Consider the following 24,494-nt stretch of genomic DNA (forward strand, 5'->3'; position numbering starts at 1 on the left):
TTAGTTAAAGTATTTATAAAAAAACTCAAATGTTAATTATATGACAATCATATTTTTACATTTGAGTTTAAACTTTAACCAAATGACTAAACATATTACGCTATTATTCACTCTAGTTTGCACCTTTTATTCATTTTCTCAAATACCAGAAAGCAAGGTAACCATAGGAATTAATTATACTATTAAATCAACTATTTTAAATCAGGATAGAGATATTCAGGTTTATTTACCCGATAGTTATACTACTTCAAAAGAAGCATATCCTGTTTTGTATATTTTAGATGGTCAGTGGTTTTTTACCAATGGTGTAGCTATTCAGAAATCATTGAGAACTCCAGGAGCAATTCCTGAAATGATTGTTGTAGGAATAAAAAATGAAAACCCCTTAAGAAGAACTCTTTTCAGTAGTGAAAATAAAAAATTTACCTCTTTTTTAAAAGACGAAGTAATCAAATTTATAGATGATAAATTTAGAACTACAAACGAACGTGTTATTTATGGTTGGGAAGCTGCAGCATATTATATAAGCAAACTAATTTTAGAAGAAAATAATGTATTTCAAGGAGCAATTATAACGGATGGAGGCTATGCTTCTGAAAAGCTAGTTAAAAATTTTAAATCGGATAGTGATGTGTATTTATACATGGCTAATTCTAAAAGAGATATATATTATATAGAATCTACGGAAGAGTTTAATAGAGTATTAAAAAAGCACAACCCTAAAAATTTACTTTGGAAGTATGAGTTATTTAATGATGAGGTACATGAAACAATGCCTCATCTAGCTATGTACAAGGGAATCATGTACTATTATCATAATTACGACTCATTGGTGTTTGAAAGTATTGAAGCCTATGAAAAAGCAGGAGGAATCCCTTACCTAAAATCTTATTTCAAAGAAAGAGCTAAACGTTTTGGAGGTGACGGAAAAATAGATAATAGCACGAAAAACGCATTGATTTGGTTAGCGTGGAAACGTGATAATTTTAAATACTTTAGTTTTTTTATGGAAGAGTTTAAAGATGTTTTAGAAACCAATAGATATAAAAGTGCGTATTGGCAAAACAGACTAGGGCAGTTTTATTTAAAATATAAAGACTATAAAAATGCTAGTAAGTATTTTGAAAGAGGTATAAATGACTATCCAAACTCTCAATTTGAAGAAGTTATGAAAGAAGGTTTAACAAAAGCTGAGAGTAAATTGTAAATGAACCTTATAAAATTTAAAATGCCTCAAATTTGAGGCATTTTTTGGCGTTAAACATTTAAAAAATCTTTCAATTCTTGATAGGAACTAATTTTTGTAGCTCTCTTTTGTCGATCTATTACAGAAGCTATTTGTGGAGGAATTTCAATGTCTACATTTAAAACATCTTCAACGACATCTAAAAACTTAACAGGATGTGCAGTTTCTAAGAAAATTCCATAAGCGTTTTGTAAATCATACTTTTTCAATCCTAAATACCCAACAGCTCCATGCGGATCGGCAATATAGGTTGAGGTTTGATAGATGTTTTTCATGGCTGTACGAGTTTCATCATCAGAAAAAGAAAAAGATGAAAAAGCGTTTTTTAAAACCTCTAAATCATTGTTGAATAACTCTTGGATTCTAATAAAATTACTTGGATTTCCAACATCCATCGCATTCGATATAGTTGCTTTAGAAGGCTTTGGTTGATAATCTCCACTTTGTAAGTAATTAGGAACGGTATCGTTTACATTGGTAGCAGCTACAAAATGTTTAATAGGCAATCCTAATTTTTGTGCCATAATACCTGCACAAATGTTTCCAAAGTTTCCACTTGGAACTGAAAAAACTACTTCTTTATGTTTTTTATAAACTTGCTTATAGGCAAAGAAGAAATAAAACATTTGAGGTAACCAACGAGCAACATTTATGGAATTTGCTGAGGTTAGCGTACGATTAATTTCTGCATCTAAAAAAGCAGTTTTCACCATGTCTTGACAATCGTCAAAAACACCATTTACTTCTAAAGCAGTAATATTTTGTCCTAAGGTTGTTAATTGCTTTTCTTGAATATCACTTACTTTTCCGCTAGGGTAGAGGATGACCACATCTACACCTTTAACCCCTAAGAAACCATTAGCAACAGCTCCTCCAGTATCACCAGAAGTAGCCACCAAAACTGTAACCTGTTGGTCTTTATCACGGTTAAAATAACCTAAACAACGAGCCATAAAACGAGCACCTACATCTTTAAAAGCCATGGTTGGTCCGTGAAATAATTCTAGTGTACCAATGTTTTCTTCTATCGGTATTACAGGAAACTCAAAATTGATGGTTTCTTTGATGATTTCTTGTATGATTTCCTTTGGAATTTCATTTCCTACAAATTGCTGAATGGCTTCGTAAGCAATTTCTTCATTAGAATATTCTCCAATATTATTAATAAACTCTTTAGGTAATGGAGTGATGTTTTCTGGAAAATAGAGCCCTCTATCTTGAGCTAATCCGTTTACTACAGCTTCTTCAAAGCTAACTTTGGGTGATGTATGATTGAGACTATAATAGTTCATAATTTCGTATTTAGTGTTGTTCTAAAATTTTGATTCCTTCTGTATTGATTTTTGAAAGAATCATGTTAAAATCAATTTGTTTGTCTTGATATGCATTTTGAATGGTTTTGTAAACATTCTCAGCAGTTGCATCGCCTTTACACAAAGCAAAAATAGTTGGACCTGAACCTGAAATTCCTGCTCCTAAAGCACCAGCTTTTAAAGCCTCTTTTTTCACTAAATCAAAATGAGGAATTAGTTTTTTTCTAGCAGGTTCAACGATGATATCGGTTAGTGAATCTGAAATTAATTGATAATCATTGGTGTGCAATCCACTAATTAAACCACCAACATTCGCCCATTGCGTAACTGCATCTTTTAAAGGAACTTCCTTAGGCAATACCTCTCTCGCATCTTTTGTTTTTACTTCAACCTGTGGGTGAATAGCAACTACTCTTAAACCTGCAGGAACAGGGATTTTTACAATACTCAATGGTTCGTAACTGCGTACCAATGTGAATCCTCCGTAAATAGCTGCAGAAACATTATCTGCAATAGGCGTTCCGCAAGTTGCTTCTTCTCCTAACATAGCAAATTGCGTCAATTCAAGAGGGGAGAAGATGCCTCCTAACAGCTGATTTACACCAAACGCTGCTCCCGCAGCACTGGCAGCACTACTTCCTAAACCACTTCCTGGAGTATATCCTTTGTGAATGGTAATATTGATACCAAAATCAACAGGATGTTTTTCTAGCATAGCTAGTGCAACCACTCCCGCAGCATTTGTTTGGGTGTCAAGAGGTAAATCAGCCCCCGTTATTTTGGTTATTTTGACACCTTTTGTATCCGTTTTGGAAAAAGTCATAGTATCTCCAACCGTTTCGAGTGCTAAACCTAAAGCATCAAATCCGCAGGAAACATTGGCAACGGTTGCAGGTGAAAATATTTTTATATAGTTCATTTTTTTGCAATTAAAAACAAGTCGGTATCACCACCTTCTTGATATAGTTTGGTGTAATTTTCTAAAATTTTGAATTCTTGTGCTTCTAAAGCTTCAATCAAATATACTGGCTCATGATAATGGATAAACATCGAATTTTTTCCATCTGAACTTGATGTTACACGAGAGTCTTTTTCGTAATTTCCAATCATGGTACTGATGTATAGTAATCCGTTTGGAGGTAACATAGTAGCAGCATCTTTTATAAGTTTTAGAACATCCTCTTTCGTTAAATATGGAAAACAAAATCCGAAGATGATGACATCAAAACCTTGTTGTAAACTGTTAATTTCTCTACAATCCATCACTTTAAAGGAAGCATTTGGATTGTTTTGTTTTGCCAAAGCCACCATGTTTTCAGCAGCATCAACTCCTAACACGGAAAGTTTAGGATTGTGTTTTAAAAGATAATTGGTAATCTTTCCAAAACCACAAGCTACATCCAACACATTTTTATGAGTTGGCTCCATATGTTTTAGAAGCAAGTCATAGCTGTGATTATACACTACATCATTAGCAAACTTATCTTGATACTCTTGAGCTACGGCATTGTAGATCTGTATGATATTTTGATAACGTTTTTCCATAGACTATTGATTTCCAATTCGTATCACATCAGCAAATATTCCAGAAGCAGTTACTTCAGCACCTGCACCAGCCCCTTTTATTTGTAACGGGTTTACAGGATATCTATCTGTAAAAAACAACACAATATTGTCGCTACCTTCTAAATTATAAAAAGAATGATCAAACGGAATGTGTTGCAAGCCTACACTCGCTTTTCCATTGTTGAATTCAGCTACATATTTTAAGCGGCAATCTTTATCAGCTGCTTCTTTATATATTTGTTGAAAATGGCTCTCAAATTCAATTAATGAAGCATAAAAATCTTCATTATTCGTAGTTTTTAAACTCTTTTCAGGTAAAAAAGCATTGTTTTCGATGTCTGAAAGTTCTAATTCATAACCACTTTCACGTGCAAGAATTAATATTTTTCTGGCCACATCTACACCACTTAAATCAATTTTCGGATCTGGTTCAGTATATCCTTGTTCTTGTGCCTGTTGTACAACATCGTGAAAAGAAATATTCTCATTAAAGTTGTTGAACACAAAGTTTAAAGATCCTGATAACACTGCTTGTATTTTATGTACTCGGTCACCTGAAGCAATTAAGTTTTTAAGCGTATCAATAATAGGTAAACCAGCACCTACATTGGTTTCAAATAAAAATGGTGCATTGAACTTATGAGAGATGTGCTTTAGTTTTTTGTAATTGTTCAATTCAGAAGCACAAGCAATTTTATTACAAGTAACCACCCCTATATTATTGGCTAAATAACGCTCATATACTTCTGAAACTTGTTGATTGGCAGTATTATCAATAAAAACTGAATTACGAAGGTTTAATGCTTTTATTCTCTGGAAAAAAAGGTCTAAAGAACTTGCTTCTCCGTTTTGTAATTGTTCTTTCCAAGATTTTAAACTGATGCCGCTTTCATCAAAAACCATTTTTTTAGAATTGGAAATTCCCACAACACGTACATTTAATTTCAACTGTTCTTTTAAGTATTTTTTTTGTTGGTGGATTTGTGCTAAAAAGCGTTCACCCACATTTCCTACACCTGTAACAAATAGATTCAGCTGTTTTACTTTTTCCTCAAAAAACTGTTCGTGCAGGGTGTTTAATGCTTTTTTAGCATCCGAACTGTTAATGACTGCAGAAATATTCTTCTCCGAAGCACCTTGGGCAATCGCACGAATATTTACGTTGTTTTTGCCTAAGGAACTAAACATTTGACCACTCAACCCTTGATGATTTCTCATTTTATCACCTACCAAAGCGATAATCGCTAATCCTTGTTCTACGATAATCGGATCTATTTTATGACGCTCTATTTCTATAGCGAAAGCTTCATTAATTTTTAAAGCTGCTTTTTCAGCATCTTCATCATAAATCCCCACACAAATAGAGTGTTCAGAAGAAGCTTGCGTAATGAGCACCACATTTATATTGTGTGCAGATAGTGTTTCAAACAAACGCTTAGAAATGCCAGAAACGCCTACCATGCCACTACCTTCTAAAGTTAACAATGTGATATTCTCAATATGAGAAATTCCTTTTACAGGTTTTCCATTTTCTGTAATTTTAGAAATGAGAGTTCCTACATTTTCAGGATCAAAAGTATTTTTTATTCGAATCGGAATTTCTTTTTCCAACACGGGTTGAATAGTAGGAGGGTAGATAACTTTGGCTCCAAAATGAGATAATTCCATGGCTTCTTGATACGAGATATGTGGAATAGGAAATGCCTGCCTTACCATATGCGGATTTGCCGTGTACATACCACTAACATCTGTCCATATTTGTAATTCATCTGCACTTACAGCAGCAGCATAAATAGCCGCAGAATAATCGGATCCTCCACGTCCTAAGGTAGTTGGTTTCCCTTCTTTAGTACGAGCAATAAATCCTGGTAATAGCGTTACTTGGTGTTTATTAGTTGCAAAATAGGCTTTACAATTAGCGTTAGTTAATTGAAAATCTACCTGCGCTTTATCAAAGGCATTTGAAGTTATAATTAACTCTCTACTGTCTTTGTATACAGCATTTAACTCTTTACTAGCTATGTTAGCAATGATATAAGAAGATAATAACTCACCAAAACCACTAATAGTAGCCAATGTTTTAGGCGTGATTTCATTTAATAAAAAGCAACCTTCTAGTAAGGTTTTTAGCTGATTAAAAAGTGAATTGATATGGATTTTAACTTTTTCTTGCTGTTTTTTAGGTACTAACTCATGAATTACCTCAAAGTGTAACTGTTCTACTTCTTTGAAGTTTTCAAGATAATTAGCATTGTTTTGAGCAGCTTGTTCTGCCGATGCAATGAGTTTATTTGTTGTTTTACCAAAAGCAGAAACCACTACAATAAGTGGACTGTTTATAGAGGCATTGGCAATAATTTCTACTACTTTTTCTATGTTTTGAGGGTTGGCTACTGAGGAACCACCAAATTTTAAAACGTTCATTTTAAAATGAATAATAAATTAAAAATAAGATTTTTTAAGCTATTTATCTGTTTTCAAGTCTTTTGAAAAAATAAATATATACGGAATGATGATATGTATAGAAATAACCCCTAAAGGGTTGTAGTAGTAATTGTAGTTGTTGTGCCAACAAAAGAAGCCGTAATACTTACAGCTGGAATAGAGATAATATGTCTTTTGTTGTTAAACATTAAGCCAAATGTATAAATTATGTTCTAAAAAACAAGAAAAGTTGTTGTTTTTTGTAAAAAAAAATATTTGGATAGTACACATAACACAATCTTTTTGCTAAAAAATAAGAGTAAGATCAACGACCCATGCCGTGGTGTCTTCGGAGCGTGCCGTAGTATCAGCGACCCGTGCCGTGGTGTCTTCGGAGCATGCCGTGATATCAGCGACCCATGCCGTGGTGTCTTCGGAGCATGCCGTGATATCAGCGACCCATGCCGTAGTGTCTTCGGAGCATGCCGTGATATCAGCGACCCATGCCGTGGTGTCTTCGGAGCGTGCCGTGATATCAGCGACCCATGCCGTGGTGTTTTCGGAGCATGCCGTGATATTAGCGACCCGTGCCATGGTGTCTTCGAAGCATGCCGTAGTATCAGCGACCCATGCCGTGGTGTCTTCGAAGCATGCCGTGATATCAGCGACTCAATAACGGGAGTATTCAATAAAGTGTGTCAAATTGGTTTTTGATTTTCTAAATAAGGTATCAGAGATCGTTAATAACAACTAAAACTACTTTTAGTGTCTAAATAGTTGAGCTCATGGTATTCCGTAAGAAAATTAAATTATTATTAGTAAGTTCGTAAAAGTATAAACAAACATAAAATACAACTATAAACCTACCAAAACAGGTGTATAACGATGTATTTTACATCTATATAAACAAGTTGTGAGCAATTAAACGGGAAAAGTATAAGAGAACCACTAAAAAGTATAAGATAGAAGGCTCTATCTATAAATACCTTTGTTCCATTGTTAAACTTAAAATAATTTAAAATGAGTACACATTGGAACACAGAAAACATACCTTCTCAAGCAGGCAAAACAATCTTAATAACTGGGGCCAATAGTGGTTTGGGATTGGGTTCGGCAAAAGAACTTGCTCGAAAAGGAGCAAAAGTCATTATGACTGCACGCAATCAAACAAAAGGTCAGCAAGCATTAAATGAAGTCAAAAGAGAAATTCCAAATGCTGATTTGGAATTGATGAATTTGGATTTGGCAGATATTCCAAACATTAGAAAGTTTGTTGCCGAATTCAAAAATAAATTTAAAAAACTCGATGTTCTGATGAATAATGCAGGTGTGATGATGCCTCCCAAACGTCAGGAAACTAAACAAGGTTTTGAATTACAATTTGGCACTAACCACCTCGGACACTTCTTTCTTACAAATGAACTACTTCCTATTTTGGAACAAACGCCCAATTCTAGGATTGTTATTACAACCAGCCAAGCAGCAGATCTGAAAGAAGCGGATATTTATTATGATGATTTACAATGGAAAAACTCATATAAAAAGTCGGCATCCTACGGTCAAAGCAAATTAGCAAATATGATGTTTGGACTTGAATTGCAAAAAAGATTGGAAGAAAAAGGAAGCTCAACCATCGCAGTATTAGCACATCCAGGGTATACAAAAACTAACTTACAAGATGAAATGGGATTACAAGGAGTTATTCTTAATTTTCTGGTAGCTCAAAAATTAGAAATGGGCATTCTTCCTCAATTAAGAGCCGCCACAGATTTAGATGTGAAAGGAGGGGAATTTTATGGTCCTGGAGGATGGAGAAATTTGAGAGGATATCCAGTTCTTGACAAAATATATGAAAAAGCATTAGATGAAAAAAACAATAAAAAACTCTGGCAATTGAGTGAGGAATTAATTCAAGGAATTTAAAGCAATATGGATTCAATCATATATATCAAATCAATTTCTCAGTTGATGCATGCAATGGGTTTGAGCAAGCCTAAGCATCCTTTGGTAGGAGTTGTAAACCTGTCAGAAGTATCAACTCAAGAAGCGATGTCTAAGGTAAAAATAGTTAATGAACTATATGGTATCACTATAAAAACCAAATCAATAAGCAAAGTCAAATATGGAAGAAGTGTTTTAGACTTTGATGAAGGATGTTTACTTGGCATTGCTCCGGGACAGGCATTCGAAATTGAACAGGAAAATAAAAAAGGAGGTTTAGCGGGTTGGGCAATATATTTTCATTCTGATTTTTTAGAAAATCATCCATTGGCAGATAAGATTACTTCTTATGGATTTTTTGACTATCAGACGAATGAGGCTTTACACCTTTCTGAAAAAGAACAAAATAGCCTAATAGAAATTTTAGATAAAATCGAAGAAGAGTACGATAATAATATTGATCAATTTAGTAGGGAAGTCATCTTATCGAATATCGACCTTCTACTGAGTTATATTAAAAGGTATTACAATAGACAGTTCTTAACTCGTAACTCAGCAAATAATGACTTACTCGGAAAATTTGAAAAGTTATTAAAAGACTATTTTAACAATCATGATATCCAGAAAAAAGGACTTCCATCTGTGCAGTATTTCTCGAATCATCTGAATTTATCTGCAAGCTACCTAAGTGACTTGCTGAAAAAAGAGACAGGAAAAAATGCACAAGAACACATTCATTTTCAACTAATAAGAAAGGCAAAGTTTCTATTGTTAAATAGTAATGCAACCGTTGCTGAAGTAGCTTATCAATTGGGTTTTGAGCACCCACCGTATTTTAGTCGTTTGTTCAAGAAGAAAATGGGGATTACACCAACTCAATTTAGAACAACAATGAATTGAAAACTGCACACAACATTGTATAAAAATAATAGCCGATACATTAGTAAATTAAAGGGTTGTAGCCCGCTTCAACTTTCTTGTAATTTGACAGGAAAGTGCCACGCAGTCGGCTACTATTCTTATACTGGACCGTTGCCATTAATTTAAAAAACGCAGAAATTAAATGAAAATCAAGGTTTTGAATTACATATTTTTCGGAATAATAACTCTGACTTTAGCAAGTTGCGGAAATAAAACTCAATCGGATTTTGTTTACTCAAAAGCGGACAAAAAAATAGAAATGGTTTTAGAAAACGATGCAGAATTTTTAGTTGTTGGAAAACCTACTAAAGCAAATTTTGAAACGGAAAATATAAACAACCAAAAACTAATGATTTTCGGACCTGGAATTATGGTAAATCAAACCAACAAAGATGGTTTTCGATTTACAATTACGCCGATAGAAAAAACTCTTGTAAATGGAAAATTGGAAATACAAGTAACTGAACGAATTGAAAACGGAGAAAATTTTACTCATAAATTTTTAGTTCCAGTAAAAACAAAAGCGGAATAAAAAAACTAATGGCAACACCGTATAAAAAAAATTGCTAGTTTTAGCTAAACCAAAGTTAGTTGCTCGTTTGCTAGCTTCTGATTTTCCTTCGGAAAATCCTCGCACGCAAACACACAACTTTCCTTATACAATCATGTAACCAATTTGAAAAACAAAGTAAATTTAAAATGTAATGGACATATGATAAAAAAGTATTGAATAAATTTCAGACTTAATGTCAACAACAAAACTTTGAGTTTTTTAGTAGAATTTATGAAGTCAACATTAATTATTTTGTTTTTTCTTTTTAATGTAGTGATAGATGTAATGAAAAGGCAGTGATAGAAAAGCTCCGATAGTCGAAGCTACTCCTAAATACAATAACAAAATAATAAACTCACCTAAGCCTGTACAAAAACTACATTTACCAGAGATATATTTTTCATGCCATATAATTATAGCAACTATATCAAAGAAGACAATACCATATATCACATGTGTACAACCAAAATTATCACTTTTTTTATTCATGTTAATTTTTTTTCTCTTTTTCGGAATATGATTTATACTCAGGTAATTCTTTGTAATTTTTAGGTCGTATGGCATAAAAACCAGCAAAGGATTTATCAGGATAAGTTTGTCTTGGTAATTGTTCTATAAAAAAAACTTCGTCGCTACCACCTAATTCTTTAGGTATTTGATATATATTCATATCAGCATTAAACCCCATGGCACCATAACGTCTAAATTTTAAGATGTCACCTTGTGGTAAATGTAATTCGAACATGTAATAACCAGATGAAAAACTAATAGGGTTTAAACCACTACTTTTTTGTTTGTCCATTTCTACATATTCTGCTAATTGTAGGGTTTTGTTTTCTAATAAGTTATCAAAGACTTCAGGAATTTTTACCATACGTACTTCTTCGGGGGTTATTTTGGAAGGGTATTTTTCATATACCTTGGTATCAAAAGTTTCTGGGGTAAATAGTTTTTTATCATATGAAAATTTATACCAATTATTTTCTACTTTCATATAGTAACTCCAAGAAGATTCGTAAACATAAGAAGCTTTGTTATACAATTCATCGAATTTTATTAACCAACTTTTTAAATCTCTTTTTTCACTATAGGTTAAAGGGTCAATGTAGTTTTGTTCTTCATCATTTCCATTTATCAACCAATTGTTATAATAATCACTTGTCCACATTGTTCCATCTTTGAGAGTTCTATAGATTAAATATTCACCGATAATATTTCCCAAAAAATCTATTTTTTTTCTATAAGGCTTGTCTAGCTTTTCATCTCTTCCTATTATAGATAAAAATTGCTGTTTTTGTTCAACTAATTTCTCTTTTATTATAGAATTTTCATTAAATAATGTGATTACATTGTAATTTTCTGTTCCTTGATGTTTATGTAAATCTTGGTATTCCGTATACTCTTTTTCCATTTTTTGTATAGCTTTTTTCTTTTTTAAATAATTACAGCTGGTTAACAAAAGCAAACAAATAGCACTAATTTTTATTTTTACTTTCATCATATAATTTAGATTCATAACTTTTCTTTTTGTGTACATATGCCTTAATAACATTATTTATATACTCTGTGTCAGCAATAGAAGAATCAATAAGCTTTTTAATTAGCTTTGTTTCCACTTCTGTTTTTTCTTGTTCCCTTTTTTGTTCTTCTGTTAAATCTTTTACTTCTCCATCTTTTCCATCGTAGTCCATTCTATAGAATTTATCTTTTCCAGCATTCTTTATACGTTCAAATATAGAAGTATTACCGTACTGGTCATTAAAACTACCACTTTTATCTTGTAATAATTTTGTATGTAAAACATGTCCTACAGGAGCAAAGTGAGCATATAAATCAGCACTTTGTAAGGGAGCGTATTGTAGTAGCATATTTTGATAAGTTACATAGGCTAAATTGTATAGAATGATAGCATACTTTTCGTCGCTAGAATAGCTCCATTTACGAGTTAGGTGTTTAGGTATCTTAATAGAAGTTTTAAAATGTCCTTCAAATAAATTTATAAGGTTAGTTTTGATCGTTTTATTTTTATAACTAGTAATTAGTTTTTTATATAACGCTATTTTTTTATGATTGTTTTCTATAAATGTATAGGTTCCAATTAAAAGATCACCAACAGCATCTGCGACAAACTTATGGTTAGTATACTTTTGGTAGTTTGATTTAGCTAGTTTAAAGGCATTCATAGCTACTCCCCAACGTATGGCTACTCTACTATAGCCCTTCCAATGCACACCATGCATTTGTTGATTTACAGTGGGGGAGTCTAATTTTTCTAAAGCATCGTAATCGTAACGTTCTTCAGCTACATAAGGAGGAACAACTACATATCCGCTTTCGGCTCCATACATAGACAAGTCAATGATTTTTTTATTTTGTTGTGTTTGGTAATACGAAGGAATACTATCTTGTTTATGAAAATATTCAGCACTAAATAACGTTTTATCCCTTTTAGGGTGACAGGCACTTTTTATTTCTGGTATATCTCCATCTATAGTTACTAAGTCACCTCTGTCGTTTGGAAAAGTAAATTGTATAGCTCTACTTTTATAAGTGTTCCAATCGTAACAAATAGCTTTTACATGTTCAAATAAACCTCGTTTGTTAAAAACCTTTTTATATTTAGGACTATATAATTCAGAAATAGCACTTAAAAATTTATGTCCGCTATCTTCATTTTTTCCTCTAAGTACAGCATTTTTGTAAACCATGTACTCTTGTGTTTTTTTCTTAATAAGACTATCATAGTTTTTTCCATATAACCCCTTAGGTTGATGCACTCCTAAAAAAATGGTATTTATGGCTACTTTTTTCCATCCCATTTCGTTAGCATATTTAATAATACCCAGTTTTACACCTGCTGCCATACACGCACCTTGACTATGACCAACAATAGTTACGGGTTTATAATGCGGAGAATAGCTTTCTATTTGTGGAGATTCCCCTTTTTTCGCATCAACTTTTTCTTTTTTTATAAGCAACCAATTATGGCGAGCCCATTCATAACCTAATGCAATACCGTGATCAACTCTATGCGCTCCGCTACTACCTAACCCATGAGAGCCGTTTATGTAATGTACTCTACCTTCTGCATTAAAATATTTAGCATAGGTTTCTGTAGCTTTGTAGTCATTAGCGATATCGTTCCAGTAACCATAATACTTACTTTCGGGAGTTTTAAAAATTAACGTATTAGGATTTCTAAACTTTTCTTCAACTATTTTTCTAAATTTACTTTTGTGTAGGTCTTTTTCACGTTGTTCGGCAGTATAATAATCATCATGGTCAGTACGTTTGTATTCATTAGTATTTTCACCTCTTGAGGTAAACCAACCTGGTTTATCAGGATTTAAATCCATTATAGCATTCCAGTGTGATTCGCTGTTTGTTTTAAAGTCACTTAAATAACCATTTATAAAAATAATTTCACCTTGTAGTTTTGGAAGCTTTTTTTCTTCTGTTTCTTGTTGCTCAGCAAGTTCTTTTATTTTTTGTTGATTGGCTTCAGCTTGTTTGAGCATTTTTGTATTACCAGTAAAAGCAGCACCAATTCTGTCTTTAAAACTAATATCAGGAAATGGAATTTGATCAATAGGCATTACTACAGTTGATTGCGGTGAGCTACTACTAACAAGAACATTACTCTCTCCAGCAGTAATAGTTCCTCCATGTGCAGTCATATCACCTATACACACTATAGGTTTACCATTGGCAAGAATGCTAGGGTTTCCTGTGACTATAGTATCTATACCTGCATTACATGTGCACATGCTGCCAATGGTTGCCACAGGTTTACCGTTAATTAAAATATTTTGTTCTCCTTTAGTAACAGGCCCTCCAACATGAGGTGTAGACCCACTATACATTGGGCATTGATGATTACTACCTAGAGTTGCAACTGGTTTTTTAGACATAGCTTTTTATTTTTTTTTGCAAACTAAAATAATAAAAAAGTATTAATTACCAGTGTTTTACGACTCGTTTTTGGGTGAGACTATTTGTTGGGATAATAAAAAGGTAAAAATTTTAATTTAAAAGTTTATTTAATTTATAGAAGATAAAGGTGCTAGTTTTTTCGATTTCTTTGTCAGAAATATTGAATGTAGAGGAATGTGAATTATTCTTTCTTCAAAAAGTAACAAGTTGAAGATAGTATGTAACTTAATTAGTTGATTATATGAATTATCCCTACATTTATATTATAACAACCTTACTTCGAAAAAATCTAATTTTTCCCTGTAACAAAATGGTAGAAACGTTAGTAATAATAATTAAAACTCATAATGATGAATCACTTAAACAAAACAATTGAACAGCATTATCTTAAAGAAAGCTTGTATGAAGATATTTTACAGCGTCTATCAGAAATGGGAAAAGACCTTAAAAATATTACACGAGAAGATATAGCTGGAGTTGATGAATTTCACGTGCGTGGTGCAGCTGTTTCAAAAGAGTTGGCAGAATCTATAGACCTTAACAATAAATCAGTTTTAGATATTGGATGTGGGCTAGGAGGTCCTTGTAGAATGTTAGCTGAGAGATATAATTGTACTACCTCAGGCATAGATCTTAGTAAGGAATACATTAGGACGGCTGAAAAGCTATCTCAGCTTGTAAAACTTGAGTCTAAAACAAGTTTCTTCCAAGGAGACGCAACAGCACTTCCGTTCGAAAATGAATCATTTGACGTGGTTTGGACACAGCATGTTCAAATGAACGTACCTAATAAGCAGAAATTTTACTCGGAAATAAATCGTGTGTTGAAAACTAATGGCTTTTTTCTATACTATGACATTCTAAAAAATAACGATGAAAGAGTTAAGTATCCAATGCCATGGGCAACTTCCGAAGATCATAGCTTTTTATTCAAAAATAGTGAAATGGATGATATAGTAACAAAACTAGGCCTTACGAAAGTATCTTCTAAAGATCAAACGCAAGCAGGAATAGAATTTTTTGAGGGAATGCTCAGTAAAATAAAAGAATTCGGACCACCTAAAATTGGACTTAATGTTCTTATGGGAGAAACCACTAAACCCAAGTTATTGAATTTATTAGAGCATTTTAAAAATGGTTCTTTAATTTTAGAAAGTGGTGTTTATAAGAAATAATATTCTATAGACTACAGCTTATCTAACTCATTTAAAATAAGATCACATCCTTTTTCTATTTCTTCGTCAGAAATAGTTAGTGGAGGCGTAATACGAATGGCTCTTCCTTCAAAAAGTAGCCAGAATAAAATCAATCCTTTATCTAAACAATTTAAAATAACTTGCGAAGCTTCTTCAGGAGTATCTACTAATACAGCAAGCATCAACCCTTTACCTCTAATTTCTTTAACTTTTGGGTGATTTTTAAATTTATTACGGATTAACGTTTCTTTTCGTAAACTTTCTTCCATTAAGTTAGAGGAAGTAATCTCTTGTACCGTAGCTAAACCAGCACTTGCAATTACTGGATGTCCACCAAACGTAGTAATATGTCCTAATTTCGGGTGTTCTTTTAAGCAATCCATCACTTCAAAAGAAGCAATAAAAGCTCCGATTGGCATTCCGCCACCTAAACCTTTACCAGTGATAATAATATCAGGAGTAACGTTATAATTCTCGAATCCCCAAAATGTTCCTGTACGTCCAATTCCTGACTGGATTTCATCTAAAATCAATAATGCACCAACTTCTTCACATCGTTTCTTAACTTTTGTTAGGTAATCGTTTTTAGGTTCAATAAAACCAGCACCACCTTGAATGGTCTCTAAAATGACTCCGGCAGTTTTTGAAGTGATTTTTTCTAAATCTAATTCGTTGTTATACTCAATAAATTTACTTCCTGGAATTAACGGGCGAAAAGCTCTATTTTGTTGTTCTGCACCACAAACACTCATTGCTCCTTGGGTATTTCCATGATACGCATTTTTAGCAGCAACAATTTCACTTCTACCAGTAAAACGTTTGGCTAATTTTAGAGCTCCTTCAGTCGCTTCGGTACCAGAATTTACCAGATAAACAGAAGATAGGTTAGGAGGTAAGGTAGCAGCTAAAGCTTTACACAATTCTAACTGTGGTTTTTGGATGAATTCTCCATATACCATTACGTGTGTATACTGCTCTAATTGATTTTTTATTGCTTCATTTACCTTTGGGTGGTTGTGCCCTAAACTATTCGCAGAAACTCCAGCAACAAAGTCTAACATAGCTTTTCCGTTGCTATCATAAATATAACTTCCTTTAGCATGTGAAATTTCAATAGCTAAAGGATGTGGGCTCGTTTGTCCTTGATATTTTAAAAAATCGTCTTTCACAGAAATTATTTTAATTCTTTGAGATTTGGCTTTTTTTGTTTCCCTTTCTTTTTTGTAGTTTCATTAATAAACTGCTTTCTAGCTTCTTTAACAACATCAGGTTGTTTTTTTCTTTTTGGAGGAATAGTAGAAGTAGAGTCTTTTATAAAGATATCTTCTACTGTTTTTGGTTGCTCGTCACCACGCCATAAGAAACCTTTGAATTTTTTCTCTTCTGAAGGAAATTCGGAAGGAGGGTATGTTTTTCCTTCCGACTTTTTAAAATATGTTGTCTGAACAATCTCTCCGTCTTCTAAAATAAACTCAATATCACTCGCAATTTCCTTGGTAATAGTTTCTAATTTATGAGTATCTTCATTATTGTTATAATATAATGACTCAGCATTTCCTTTAACCATCATAGTTCGTAAGTCATCATCTTCAAACTTACCATAAATGTTTCTTCCTTTAATTTGATTAAAATTATCTTTATGAATGGAGTCCTGTTGAATCATAAATGCATTTTGTAACACCTTTAATGAATCTAGCTTATTACTTTCTTTATGAGTGAGTAATTGAATACTATCACCTGTTATTTGACTGTTATTAGACCATAAAATAGGTCTGTTAAACATCCTTGTCAATCCTGTTTCTTGACTGGTATGAATAGAGTCGCATTTACCTTGTAAGTCAGACTTAAATATTTTTACATTATTAAAAATACGAGCAATACGTTTTTCAGGTTTTCCTGTTAGTAAAATTTTATCTCCAGCTACATACATAGAGTCCTTTTCTAATACTGAAATAGCAACAGCTCTATCAATAATAAACAAGGAGTCTTTGTGCTCGTATAGTTCAGCATAATTTCCTTTAGCTACCATATTTTGCACAGTATCTACCACTTTTATATTGTTGGTTGCAGAAGCAAAACCGTTACGCTTGTCATAGTACAAACTATCGGCAGAAACAGTTCGCTCTTTTAAAAACAATTTTGCTCGTTTTACGAAGTATGAAACATCCGTGTTAGTATCGTAAAAACCTCTTTCGGAATACACTTTAGTACTATCCTTTAAGTTGGTAATGGTACTTGGTCCGTATAAATAAGCCAAGTTTGTATTGGTATAATAATCTAAATGGTCAGATTCTAAATGATTATCAGGATTTACAACAGTTACTTTAGATTTTGCTGTAAACTTTTTGTCTCTTAAAAGATAAGTTCCTTTTACACTTTTCAGAGTGTTTTTTGTATCGCGAATAGTTCCTCCGTTAGGGTAATATAATACTTGATTGATTCTATCAAAATGAAGCGTATCTGTTTTAAGCGTCATTTCTTTATCGTTTATTTCTACATTTCCCCAAGATTTGGCCTTTTTTGTATTCCCATTATAAGTGGCAAAATCACTATATTGAATAATACTATCTCCTTGTTCAATAATAACTTCACCAATAGCTTTAAATAAGTTTTTGTCTTTGTAAAGTAGTGCTCTTTTACAATCTAGAGTAGCTCCTTCATGCGACATTTTAACTTTTCCTATCAGTATAGTAGCTCCAGGGTACTTGCTTTCATCTGCGGTTGCTTGTTCAGTAGAAAGTATCTTGATTTTTTTTGTTTGAGAAAAACTTACAACAGAGAATAATATAAAAATTAGTAGAAATAGTTTTTTCAAAATAATACGATTTAATGTACAAAAATAATGAAAAGAATATGCCAAAATCTTAATAAAGAAATAAAATTATCAAGATAAATAAAAGGCTGTCATTTAGTAAATGGTTAATTTTGTAACAAATTAAAAAATTATAAAGATATGAGCGCTCATTTTGATTTATCAAAAGAAGAGATGAAGTCTTACGGATATAAAATTGTAGATATAATTGCAGAACATTGGGCTACTTTAGAGCAAAAAAAGCCTGTGGCTAGTGCTTCTAGAAAAGAAATGGATAGTATTTTCTTACAAGAAGCTCCAAATGAAGGAATGTCTGCTGAAAAGGTGCTAGACTTTGTGATGGACAATGTGATACCAAACAGTACGGTTATTTCTCACCCTAAAGCTTATTCATTTGTACCTGGACCTAGTAACTTTATTAGTACTATGGCAGATAGTTTGGCTACTGGATTCAATATTTTTTCTGGTGGATGGATGGTTTCTCCAGCAGCAGCTGAGTTAGAAATTGTAACGATGAATTGGTTACTAAAAATGTATAATTTTCCTGTTGAAAAAGGAGGAGGAATTTTTACCAGTGGTGGTTCTATGGCAAACTTAACAGCTTTGGTTACTGCGAGACGTTTAAAGTGTGGTGATGATTTTTCTAAAGCAGTGATTTATTTGTCTGATCAAGCACACTCTTCAAATATTAAAGCAATTCGTGTTTTAGGGTTTAAAAAGGAACAAATTCGAATTTTACCTACAGATTTAGAGTTTAGAATTAGTATTAACAAACTAAAGAACGCTATAGCAAAAGATAGACTAGAAGGGTTACAACCATTTTGTTACATCGCTTCAGCAGGAACAACAAATACAGGTACTGTAGATCCTTTAGACGAAATAGCAGATATATGTGAAGAAGAAGATTTATGGTTCCATATTGACGGAGCTTATGGTGGAGCGGCTATTTTAGCTGAAAAAGGAGCAAAAGCTTTACGAGGAATTGAAAGAGCTGACTCTCTTACTGTAGATCCGCATAAATGGTTTTATCAACCTTATGAAATAGGATGCTTATTAGTAAAAGATGCTTCTTGGTTAAGTGGTACTTTTAGTGAAAAACCTGAATATTTAAGAGATATAGAAGGGAATGAATCTGAAATTAACTTTTACGATTATGGAATTCAATTAACAAGACGTTTTAGAGCATTGAAATTTTATATGTCCATCAAAACCTATGGATTAGATGCTTTCAAAGAAGCTGTTACTTACAATATCCAATTGGCAGATGATGTAGAGAAAATGTTACGAAAAAGTAGAAATTGGGAAATTATTTCACCAGCTACGTTGGCAGTAATTAATTTTAGATATAATCCTATCGGGTTAAACTTATCAGAAAAAGAAATTGATGAATTAAATCAGAAAATTTCTCAAAAGATAATGGAATCTAGAGAAGCATTTTTAGTAACTACTATTTTAAATAAGCAAGTAGTATTGAGAATGTGTTTAATAAATCCAAAAACAACGATGGACGATATTAAAGAAACTCTAGAGTTGTGTCATCAGTTTGGAGAAGAAATTTTAAAAGAAAAATAAATTAAAAGGAGCTTTAAGCTCCTTTTTTTGTTTTTATGACAAAAGTCATATTTCAAAAGCCTTTCTCTTAGTAGTTTTGCTTACATAAAAGATAAAAAAGTCTTTTATGTAAAATTATTAATAACTACATCAATAGAAGAGAGATGAAACAAGTGAAAACAATTTCAATGATTTTAGCAGCTATGTTTTTAATGGCTAGTTGTAAAAATGAAAAGTCTGAAAGTATAGCTATGAAGAGCGCTTCAGATATAGCAGTTAAAGGAACGATAGAAGCAGAATTAACAGCTCCTCCTCATGTTCCAGCACCTGTTGGTAATAGATCAGCAAAAAAGTTACTGGTTAATATGGAAATCCTTGAAAAAGAAGGAACGATGACAGATGGTGTAGAATATGTTTATTGGACGTTTGGAGGTTCTGTTCCAGGAAGCTTTATAAGAACTAGAGTAGGAGATGAAGTAGAGTTTACGCTATCAAATCATCCAGATAATAGGTTACCTCATAATATCGATTTACATGCAGTTACTGGACCAGGTGGGGGAGCAACGTCATCATTTGTAGCTCCAGGTCATGAAAAAACATTTTCATTTAAAACATTAAACCCTGGATTATATGTATATCACTGTGCTACTGCGCCTGTGGGAATGCATATTGCTAACGGAATGTATGGACTAATTTTAGTAGAGCCAGAAGGAGGTTTACCAAAGGTTGATAAGGAATATTACATTATGCAAGGAGACTTCTATACAAAAGGAGAAAATGGAGAACCGGGTTTACAAGCTTTTGACATGAGAAAAGCAGTAGACGAAGATGCGGATTATGTAGTGTTTAATGGAAGTGTAGGAGCCTTAACGGGAGATAATGCAATTACTGCTAATGTTGGAGAAACAGTACGCTTATTTGTAGGTAATGGAGGTCCTAATTTAACATCATCTTTCCATGTTATTGGTGAAATTTTTGACAATGTGCATATAGAAGGAGGAGGTGTAATTAATAAAAATGTTCAAACAACTTCAATACCAGCAGGTGGGGCAGCAATTGTTGATTTTAAAGTAGACGTTCCTGGTACTTTTATTTTAGTAGATCACGCTATTTTTAGAGCTTTTAACAAAGGTGCTTTAGGAATGTTAAAGGTAAAAGGAGAAGAGAGTAAAAAGATTTATTCAGGAGTAAAACAAGAAGGTATTTATAACCCAGAAGGAGGTACAATTCAAGAAATGCCAAATGGTAAAGAAGAAAAGGCTGTTGCTTCTAAGCAAGAAAAATCATTAGCACAAAAAATAGCTGATGGTAAACAAATTTATACAAAAACATGTTTTGCTTGTCACCAAGCGAATGGAGAAGGAATTCCAAATGCATTTCCTCCTTTAGCAAAATCAGATTACTTAAATGATGATGTTAAGAGGGCTATCGATATTGTTTTACATGGTAAAACAGGAGAAATAACTGTAAATGGTCAAAAATATAATAGTGTAATGACTAAACAAGCGTTGAATGATCAAGAAGTGGCAGATGTACTGACTTATGTTTACAACTCATGGGGCAATAATAAAACCAATGTTAGTGTAAATACTGTAATGGAAGTAAAAAGTGCCCACTAAAAACGTAGTTAAACTTTAAAATTAAAAGAAATGAAAACTATTTTAAGATTGACAATTTGTATATTTTTCTTAGGCATTTCCCATATGAATTGTCAATCTAAAATGGTTCCTATTAAAGGAGGAAGTTATATTCCTTTGTACGGTAGAGATTCAGCAACAGTTACGATTCAAGATTTTTTAATGGATGTATACCCTGTAACTAATGAAGATTTTTTACAGTTTGTAAAAGAAAATCCAAAGTGGAGAAAATCTAAAGTAATTAAGCTGTTTGCTGATAAAAGTTATCTTATTAATTGGAAAAGTGATACGGAAATAGGAGAGAAGCTTAGTTTAAAATCACCAGTTACGAATGTTTCATGGTTTGCAGCTAAGTGTTATTGTGAAAAGCAAGGAAAACGATTACCTACTGTAGATGAATGGGAGTATGTAGGAATGGCTAATCAGAAATTACCAGATGCAAGAACTTTAAAAATGTATAATGAATATATTTTAGGATGGTATGAAAAACCTAGAACTTTTGATAATGTTATAGGTTCTACGTTTAAAAACTATTGGGGAGTGTATGATATGCATGGATTGGTTTGGGAATGGACCTCTGATTTTAACTCAGTATTGGTATCGGGAGAGTCTCGTAAAGACGTTGATAACGATAGTAATTTGTTTTGCGGAAGTGCAGCAATAGGGTCGACAGATTTAATGAATTATGCAGCTTTTATGCGTTATGCTACCCGTGGAAGCTTAAAAGCTAAATACACAATGCGAAACTTAGGTTTTAGATGTGTAAAAGATAAAAATACAGCACAATGAAAGTAGTAAAATATATAATGATACTTCTTTTCTCAATTACTTTATTGAGTTCATGTAAAAAAGAAAAGAATAATACGAGTTCGGCAATTGTATATGAATGCCCAATGTTATGTGAGGGAGATAAAACGTATACTGAAGAAGGAGTTTGTCCAGTTTGTAAAATGGATTTAACGCAAAAAGATCAAAAAGAGGTTAAAAAAATAGCTTTAGCTACTGATATTTCTGAAAGTTCTATATTCAATTTAACATCAGAATGGAAAACTGAAGAAAATAAAAGTATTCATTTAGAAGATTTAAGAGGAAAAACGTTGGTAATGGTTATGATTTATACCACTTGTAAAGCTGCTTGCCCAAGATTGGTTGCTGATATGCGTAATATTGAAGCTAAAATACCTAAAGTATATAACGAAGATTTACAATACGTTTTAATCAGTATTGACCCTAAAAATGATACTCCTGAACGATTAAAGGCTTTTGCGAAAGAAAACTTTATGGATGATGAGCATTGGACTTTTTTACAAGGTACAGAAGAATCTGTTAGAGAGTTTGCCAATGTACTAGCTGTGAAATACAAACAAATTTCTCCGTTAGATTTTTCACACTCAAATATAATAAGTGTATTTAATCCAGAAGGGGAGTTAGTACATCAACAAGAAGGTTTAGGTGTAGATAATAAAGAAACTGTAGCAAGTATTTTGGAAACAGTAAAAAAATAAGCTGCCATATGTTTCCTATTAAAAACGTCTTTTAGAAATTTCTAAAAGACGTTTTTTTATGAGTTGTTCTTTTCAAATTGAGCTTGTATAAACTCTTTTGATTTTCCTTTTGCCATGGATGCAGTTTGCCATTTGTCGTTTAAAATCATCTTACCTACATAAGCTATTTGACCTATATGATAAGGAAAATGAGCTATTTGTCTGGTAATACTTTCAATTAGTTTAACTTGTTTATTCCTGATAAGAATAGGTTGATTGAAATTTTCTTCATTTAATGAGTCTAAAGCAGAAAAAAGACAATTCCAACCCTTTTCCCATTGAGCAATTAATTCATTTTTAGATAAATCATGAGTTTCAAATTCAGCATCTCTATCTCTCCAATCTTTTTCTCCATCAGAAGTAAAAAAGTCTGTCCAACGAGATAACATGTTTTCAGATACATGTACAATAATAGCAGCAATGCTATTACTTTCCTCATTGTATTTCCAGTGTAAGTCCTTTTCTTCTAGTTGTGCAATCGTTTTATCAGCTACCTCTTTATACGATTTAAATTGGGTAGTGATATTCTCTAAATATTCTTTTACCATCATAAAAAAGGAGCTCAATTGAGCTCCTTTAAATTTTATCTATTAATTGTTTGTTTTCTATCAGGACCTACAGAAACTATTTTTACAGGTACACCAGTTTCTTTTTCAATAAACGCGATGTAGTCTAATAAGTTTTGAGGTAATTCATCAGCAGAAGTCATTTTTGTTAAATCATCTTCCCAACCTTTGAATTCAGTATAGTTTACACTTACATTTTCTGGCTCAATATTATAAGGCAAGTGAGAAATTTCTTCTCCTTTATAGTTGTAAGAAGTACAAACTTTTAAAGTGTCAAAACCAGATAATACATCACCTTTCATCATCATTAATTGTGTAACACCGTTTACATCAACCGCATATTTTAACGCAACTAAATCTAACCATCCACAACGACGAGCACGTCCAGTTGTAGCTCCAAATTCATGACCAACTTTAGCCATAGTAGCCCCGTCTTCGTCAAATAATTCAGTAGGGAAAGGTCCAGAACCTACACGAGTAGTATAAGCCTTAAAAATACCGAAAACTTCACCAATTCTGTTAGGAGCAACTCCTAAACCAGTACAAGCGCCGGCAGCAGTTGTGTTTGAAGAAGTAACAAATGGATATGTTCCAAAATCGATATCTAATAATGATCCTTGAGCTCCTTCAGCTAAAATAGTTTTACCTTCTTTGATAGCTTTGTTTAAAAACTCTTCAGAATCGATAAATTGTAATGTTTTTAATTTCTCAATACCTCTAGAAAACTCAGCTTCTAACTCGTCTAAATCATAATCGATTTGAACATCAAAGTATGCTAACATACTTAAATGTTTTTCAGTTAAAGCTCTATATTTTTCTTTCCAGTTGTCTAATTCTAAATCACCAACACGCATTCCGTTTCTACCAGTCTTGTCCATATAAGTAGGCCCAATTCCTTTTAAAGTAGATCCGATTTTTGCTTTTCCTTTTGAAGTTTCAGAAGCAGCATCTAATAATCGATGTGTTGGTAAAATTAAATGTGCTTTACGAGAGATTAATAATTTAGAAGTATAATCAATGTTATGTTTGTCTAAATTTTCTAATTCTTTTTTAAAGATAACAGGGTCAATAACCACTCCGTTACCTACTACGTTTAAAGCTGTTTTATGGAAAATTCCTGAAGGAATAGTATGTAATACGTGCTTGTTTCCGTCAAAGATTAGTGTGTGACCAGCATTTGGACCTCCTTGAAAACGTGCAATTATATCGTAGTTTTTTGTTAAAACGTCTACAATTTTACCTTTTCCTTCGTCTCCCCATTGTAAACCAAGTAATAAATCTACTGCCATTT

21 protein-coding genes are annotated in these 24,494 nt (G+C 32.7%); 10 read left to right on the forward strand and 11 right to left on the reverse strand.

Annotated features, from left to right (window positions below; genetic code table 11):
- The first annotated feature begins 82 nt into the window (after positions 1–82).
- Positions 83–1,207, forward strand: coding sequence for an alpha/beta hydrolase-fold protein (locus ACTPNM_RS09125; protein WP_440121460.1), 1,125 nt, complete (start codon positions 83–85; stop codon positions 1,205–1,207).
- A gap of 50 nt (positions 1,208–1,257) precedes the next feature.
- Here ACTPNM_RS09125 and thrC read toward each other — a convergent pair whose 3' ends face one another.
- From thrC to thrA, 4 genes are read right to left on the reverse strand one after another with little or no spacing between them, the layout of a single operon-like run.
- On the reverse strand, positions 1,258–2,538 hold the full coding sequence (gene thrC / locus ACTPNM_RS09130) for a threonine synthase (RefSeq protein WP_440121461.1): 1,281 nt from the start codon (positions 2,536–2,538) through the stop codon (positions 1,258–1,260).
- Between the two features lie 10 nt (positions 2,539–2,548).
- Entirely contained in the window at positions 2,549–3,478 is a 930-nt protein-coding gene (locus ACTPNM_RS09135; RefSeq protein ID WP_440121462.1) for a homoserine kinase, read from the reverse strand.
- Positions 3,475–4,104, reverse strand: a complete 630-nt coding sequence (locus tag ACTPNM_RS09140) for a class I SAM-dependent methyltransferase (protein WP_440121463.1) — start codon at positions 4,102–4,104, stop codon at positions 3,475–3,477. The genes ACTPNM_RS09135 and ACTPNM_RS09140 overlap by 4 nt, the downstream gene beginning before the upstream one ends.
- Before the next feature lie 3 nt (positions 4,105–4,107).
- Positions 4,108–6,549 carry a bifunctional aspartate kinase/homoserine dehydrogenase I gene (gene thrA, locus ACTPNM_RS09145; RefSeq protein WP_440121464.1) on the reverse strand — a complete coding sequence of 814 codons (2,442 nt, stop codon included), beginning with the start codon at positions 6,547–6,549 and terminating at the stop codon, positions 4,108–4,110.
- Between the two features lie 340 nt (positions 6,550–6,889).
- Here thrA and ACTPNM_RS09150 point away from each other — a divergent pair, with 340 nt between their 5' ends.
- The 4 genes from ACTPNM_RS09150 (at position 6,890) to ACTPNM_RS09165 (ending at position 9,943) form a co-directional block, all read left to right on the forward strand.
- Positions 6,890–7,225, forward strand: a complete 336-nt coding sequence (locus ACTPNM_RS09150) for a hypothetical protein (protein ID WP_440121465.1) — start codon at positions 6,890–6,892, stop codon at positions 7,223–7,225.
- 344 nt (positions 7,226–7,569) lie between these two features.
- Positions 7,570–8,472, forward strand: coding sequence for an oxidoreductase (locus ACTPNM_RS09155; protein ID WP_440121466.1), 903 nt, complete (start codon positions 7,570–7,572; stop codon positions 8,470–8,472).
- Positions 8,473–8,478: 6 nt separating this feature from the next.
- On the forward strand, positions 8,479–9,390 hold the full coding sequence (locus ACTPNM_RS09160) for a helix-turn-helix domain-containing protein (RefSeq protein ID WP_440121467.1): 912 nt from the start codon (positions 8,479–8,481) through the stop codon (positions 9,388–9,390).
- A 280-nt stretch (positions 9,391–9,670) separates the two neighbouring features.
- Positions 9,671–9,943: a hypothetical protein gene (locus ACTPNM_RS09165; protein ID WP_440121468.1), complete on the forward strand. Its 273-nt coding sequence runs from the start codon at positions 9,671–9,673 to the stop codon at positions 9,941–9,943.
- A 264-nt stretch (positions 9,944–10,207) separates the two neighbouring features.
- On the opposite strand, the gene ACTPNM_RS09170 is transcribed toward ACTPNM_RS09165, so the two are convergent.
- From ACTPNM_RS09170 to ACTPNM_RS09180, 3 genes are read right to left on the reverse strand one after another with little or no spacing between them, the layout of a single operon-like run.
- Positions 10,208–10,453 (reverse strand): hypothetical protein, encoded by a 246-nt coding sequence (locus tag ACTPNM_RS09170; protein ID WP_440121469.1) that lies wholly within the window; start codon positions 10,451–10,453, stop codon positions 10,208–10,210.
- Between the two features lies 1 nt (position 10,454).
- Positions 10,455–11,480: a hypothetical protein gene (locus tag ACTPNM_RS09175; protein ID WP_440121470.1), complete on the reverse strand. Its 1,026-nt coding sequence runs from the start codon at positions 11,478–11,480 to the stop codon at positions 10,455–10,457.
- Entirely contained in the window at positions 11,440–13,875 is a 2,436-nt protein-coding gene (locus ACTPNM_RS09180; RefSeq protein WP_440121471.1) for a PAAR domain-containing protein, read from the reverse strand. The genes ACTPNM_RS09175 and ACTPNM_RS09180 overlap by 41 nt, the downstream gene beginning before the upstream one ends.
- A 372-nt stretch (positions 13,876–14,247) precedes the next feature.
- On the opposite strand from ACTPNM_RS09180, the gene ACTPNM_RS09185 reads away from it, so the two are divergent.
- Entirely contained in the window at positions 14,248–15,072 is an 825-nt protein-coding gene (locus ACTPNM_RS09185) for a class I SAM-dependent methyltransferase (protein WP_440121472.1), read from the forward strand.
- 11 nt (positions 15,073–15,083) lie between these two features.
- On the opposite strand, the gene ACTPNM_RS09190 is transcribed toward ACTPNM_RS09185, so the two are convergent.
- Positions 15,084–16,262: an aspartate aminotransferase family protein gene (locus ACTPNM_RS09190; protein WP_440121473.1), complete on the reverse strand. Its 1,179-nt coding sequence runs from the start codon at positions 16,260–16,262 to the stop codon at positions 15,084–15,086.
- Between the two features lie 5 nt (positions 16,263–16,267).
- On the reverse strand, positions 16,268–17,908 hold the full coding sequence (locus ACTPNM_RS09195) for an OstA-like protein (RefSeq protein ID WP_440121474.1): 1,641 nt from the start codon (positions 17,906–17,908) through the stop codon (positions 16,268–16,270).
- A 138-nt stretch (positions 17,909–18,046) separates the two neighbouring features.
- On the opposite strand from ACTPNM_RS09195, the gene ACTPNM_RS09200 reads away from it, so the two are divergent.
- From ACTPNM_RS09200 to ACTPNM_RS09215, 4 genes are all read left to right on the forward strand, one after another.
- Positions 18,047–19,477, forward strand: coding sequence for a pyridoxal phosphate-dependent decarboxylase family protein (locus ACTPNM_RS09200; protein WP_440121475.1), 1,431 nt, complete (start codon positions 18,047–18,049; stop codon positions 19,475–19,477).
- A 143-nt stretch (positions 19,478–19,620) separates the two neighbouring features.
- Positions 19,621–21,075 (forward strand): copper-containing nitrite reductase, encoded by a 1,455-nt coding sequence (gene nirK, locus ACTPNM_RS09205; protein WP_440121476.1) that lies wholly within the window; start codon positions 19,621–19,623, stop codon positions 21,073–21,075.
- Positions 21,076–21,105: 30 nt separating this feature from the next.
- Positions 21,106–21,882, forward strand: coding sequence for a formylglycine-generating enzyme family protein (locus ACTPNM_RS09210; protein WP_420802987.1), 777 nt, complete (start codon positions 21,106–21,108; stop codon positions 21,880–21,882).
- Positions 21,879–22,598 (forward strand): SCO family protein, encoded by a 720-nt coding sequence (locus ACTPNM_RS09215; protein ID WP_440121477.1) that lies wholly within the window; start codon positions 21,879–21,881, stop codon positions 22,596–22,598. The genes ACTPNM_RS09210 and ACTPNM_RS09215 overlap by 4 nt, the downstream gene beginning before the upstream one ends.
- 56 nt (positions 22,599–22,654) lie before the next feature.
- Here ACTPNM_RS09215 and ACTPNM_RS09220 read toward each other — a convergent pair whose 3' ends face one another.
- On the reverse strand, positions 22,655–23,188 hold the full coding sequence (locus ACTPNM_RS09220; RefSeq protein WP_440121478.1) for a DUF1572 family protein: 534 nt from the start codon (positions 23,186–23,188) through the stop codon (positions 22,655–22,657).
- A gap of 32 nt (positions 23,189–23,220) precedes the next feature.
- Entirely contained in the window at positions 23,221–24,492 is a 1,272-nt protein-coding gene (locus tag ACTPNM_RS09225) for an adenylosuccinate synthase (RefSeq protein WP_440121479.1), read from the reverse strand.
- Positions 24,493–24,494 lie beyond the last annotated feature (2 nt).

Origin of the sequence: Tenacibaculum sp. Ill, from assembly GCF_051938915.1 — a bacterium.
In the GTDB taxonomy this organism is placed as follows: domain Bacteria; phylum Bacteroidota; class Bacteroidia; order Flavobacteriales; family Flavobacteriaceae; genus Polaribacter; species Polaribacter larymnensis.

Excerpts from the sequence above, each read along its gene's own strand:
- ACTPNM_RS09175 (WP_440121470.1), bottom strand. The coding sequence starts at position 11,480 with ATGAATCTAAATTATATGATGAAAGTAAAAATAAAAATTAGTGCTATT.
- ACTPNM_RS09215 (WP_440121477.1), top strand. The coding sequence starts at position 21,879 with ATGAAAGTAGTAAAATATATAATGATACTTCTTTTCTCAATTACTTTA.
- thrA (WP_440121464.1), bottom strand. The coding sequence starts at position 6,549 with ATGAACGTTTTAAAATTTGGTGGTTCCTCAGTAGCCAACCCTCAAAAC.
- nirK (WP_440121476.1), top strand. The coding sequence starts at position 19,621 with ATGAAACAAGTGAAAACAATTTCAATGATTTTAGCAGCTATGTTTTTA.
- thrC (WP_440121461.1), bottom strand. The coding sequence starts at position 2,538 with ATGAACTATTATAGTCTCAATCATACATCACCCAAAGTTAGCTTTGAA.
- ACTPNM_RS09140 (WP_440121463.1), bottom strand. The coding sequence starts at position 4,104 with ATGGAAAAACGTTATCAAAATATCATACAGATCTACAATGCCGTAGCT.
- ACTPNM_RS09125 (WP_440121460.1), top strand. The coding sequence starts at position 83 with ATGACTAAACATATTACGCTATTATTCACTCTAGTTTGCACCTTTTAT.
- ACTPNM_RS09155 (WP_440121466.1), top strand. The coding sequence starts at position 7,570 with ATGAGTACACATTGGAACACAGAAAACATACCTTCTCAAGCAGGCAAA.
- ACTPNM_RS09160 (WP_440121467.1), top strand. The coding sequence starts at position 8,479 with ATGGATTCAATCATATATATCAAATCAATTTCTCAGTTGATGCATGCA.
- ACTPNM_RS09210 (WP_420802987.1), top strand. The coding sequence starts at position 21,106 with ATGAAAACTATTTTAAGATTGACAATTTGTATATTTTTCTTAGGCATT.
- ACTPNM_RS09225 (WP_440121479.1), bottom strand. The coding sequence starts at position 24,492 with ATGGCAGTAGATTTATTACTTGGTTTACAATGGGGAGACGAAGGAAAA.
- ACTPNM_RS09180 (WP_440121471.1), bottom strand. The coding sequence starts at position 13,875 with ATGTCTAAAAAACCAGTTGCAACTCTAGGTAGTAATCATCAATGCCCA.
- ACTPNM_RS09200 (WP_440121475.1), top strand. The coding sequence starts at position 18,047 with ATGAGCGCTCATTTTGATTTATCAAAAGAAGAGATGAAGTCTTACGGA.
- ACTPNM_RS09135 (WP_440121462.1), bottom strand. The coding sequence starts at position 3,478 with ATGAACTATATAAAAATATTTTCACCTGCAACCGTTGCCAATGTTTCC.
- ACTPNM_RS09185 (WP_440121472.1), top strand. The coding sequence starts at position 14,248 with ATGAATCACTTAAACAAAACAATTGAACAGCATTATCTTAAAGAAAGC.
- ACTPNM_RS09165 (WP_440121468.1), top strand. The coding sequence starts at position 9,671 with ATGGTTTTAGAAAACGATGCAGAATTTTTAGTTGTTGGAAAACCTACT.
- ACTPNM_RS09170 (WP_440121469.1), bottom strand. The coding sequence starts at position 10,453 with ATGAATAAAAAAAGTGATAATTTTGGTTGTACACATGTGATATATGGT.
- ACTPNM_RS09220 (WP_440121478.1), bottom strand. The coding sequence starts at position 23,188 with ATGATGGTAAAAGAATATTTAGAGAATATCACTACCCAATTTAAATCG.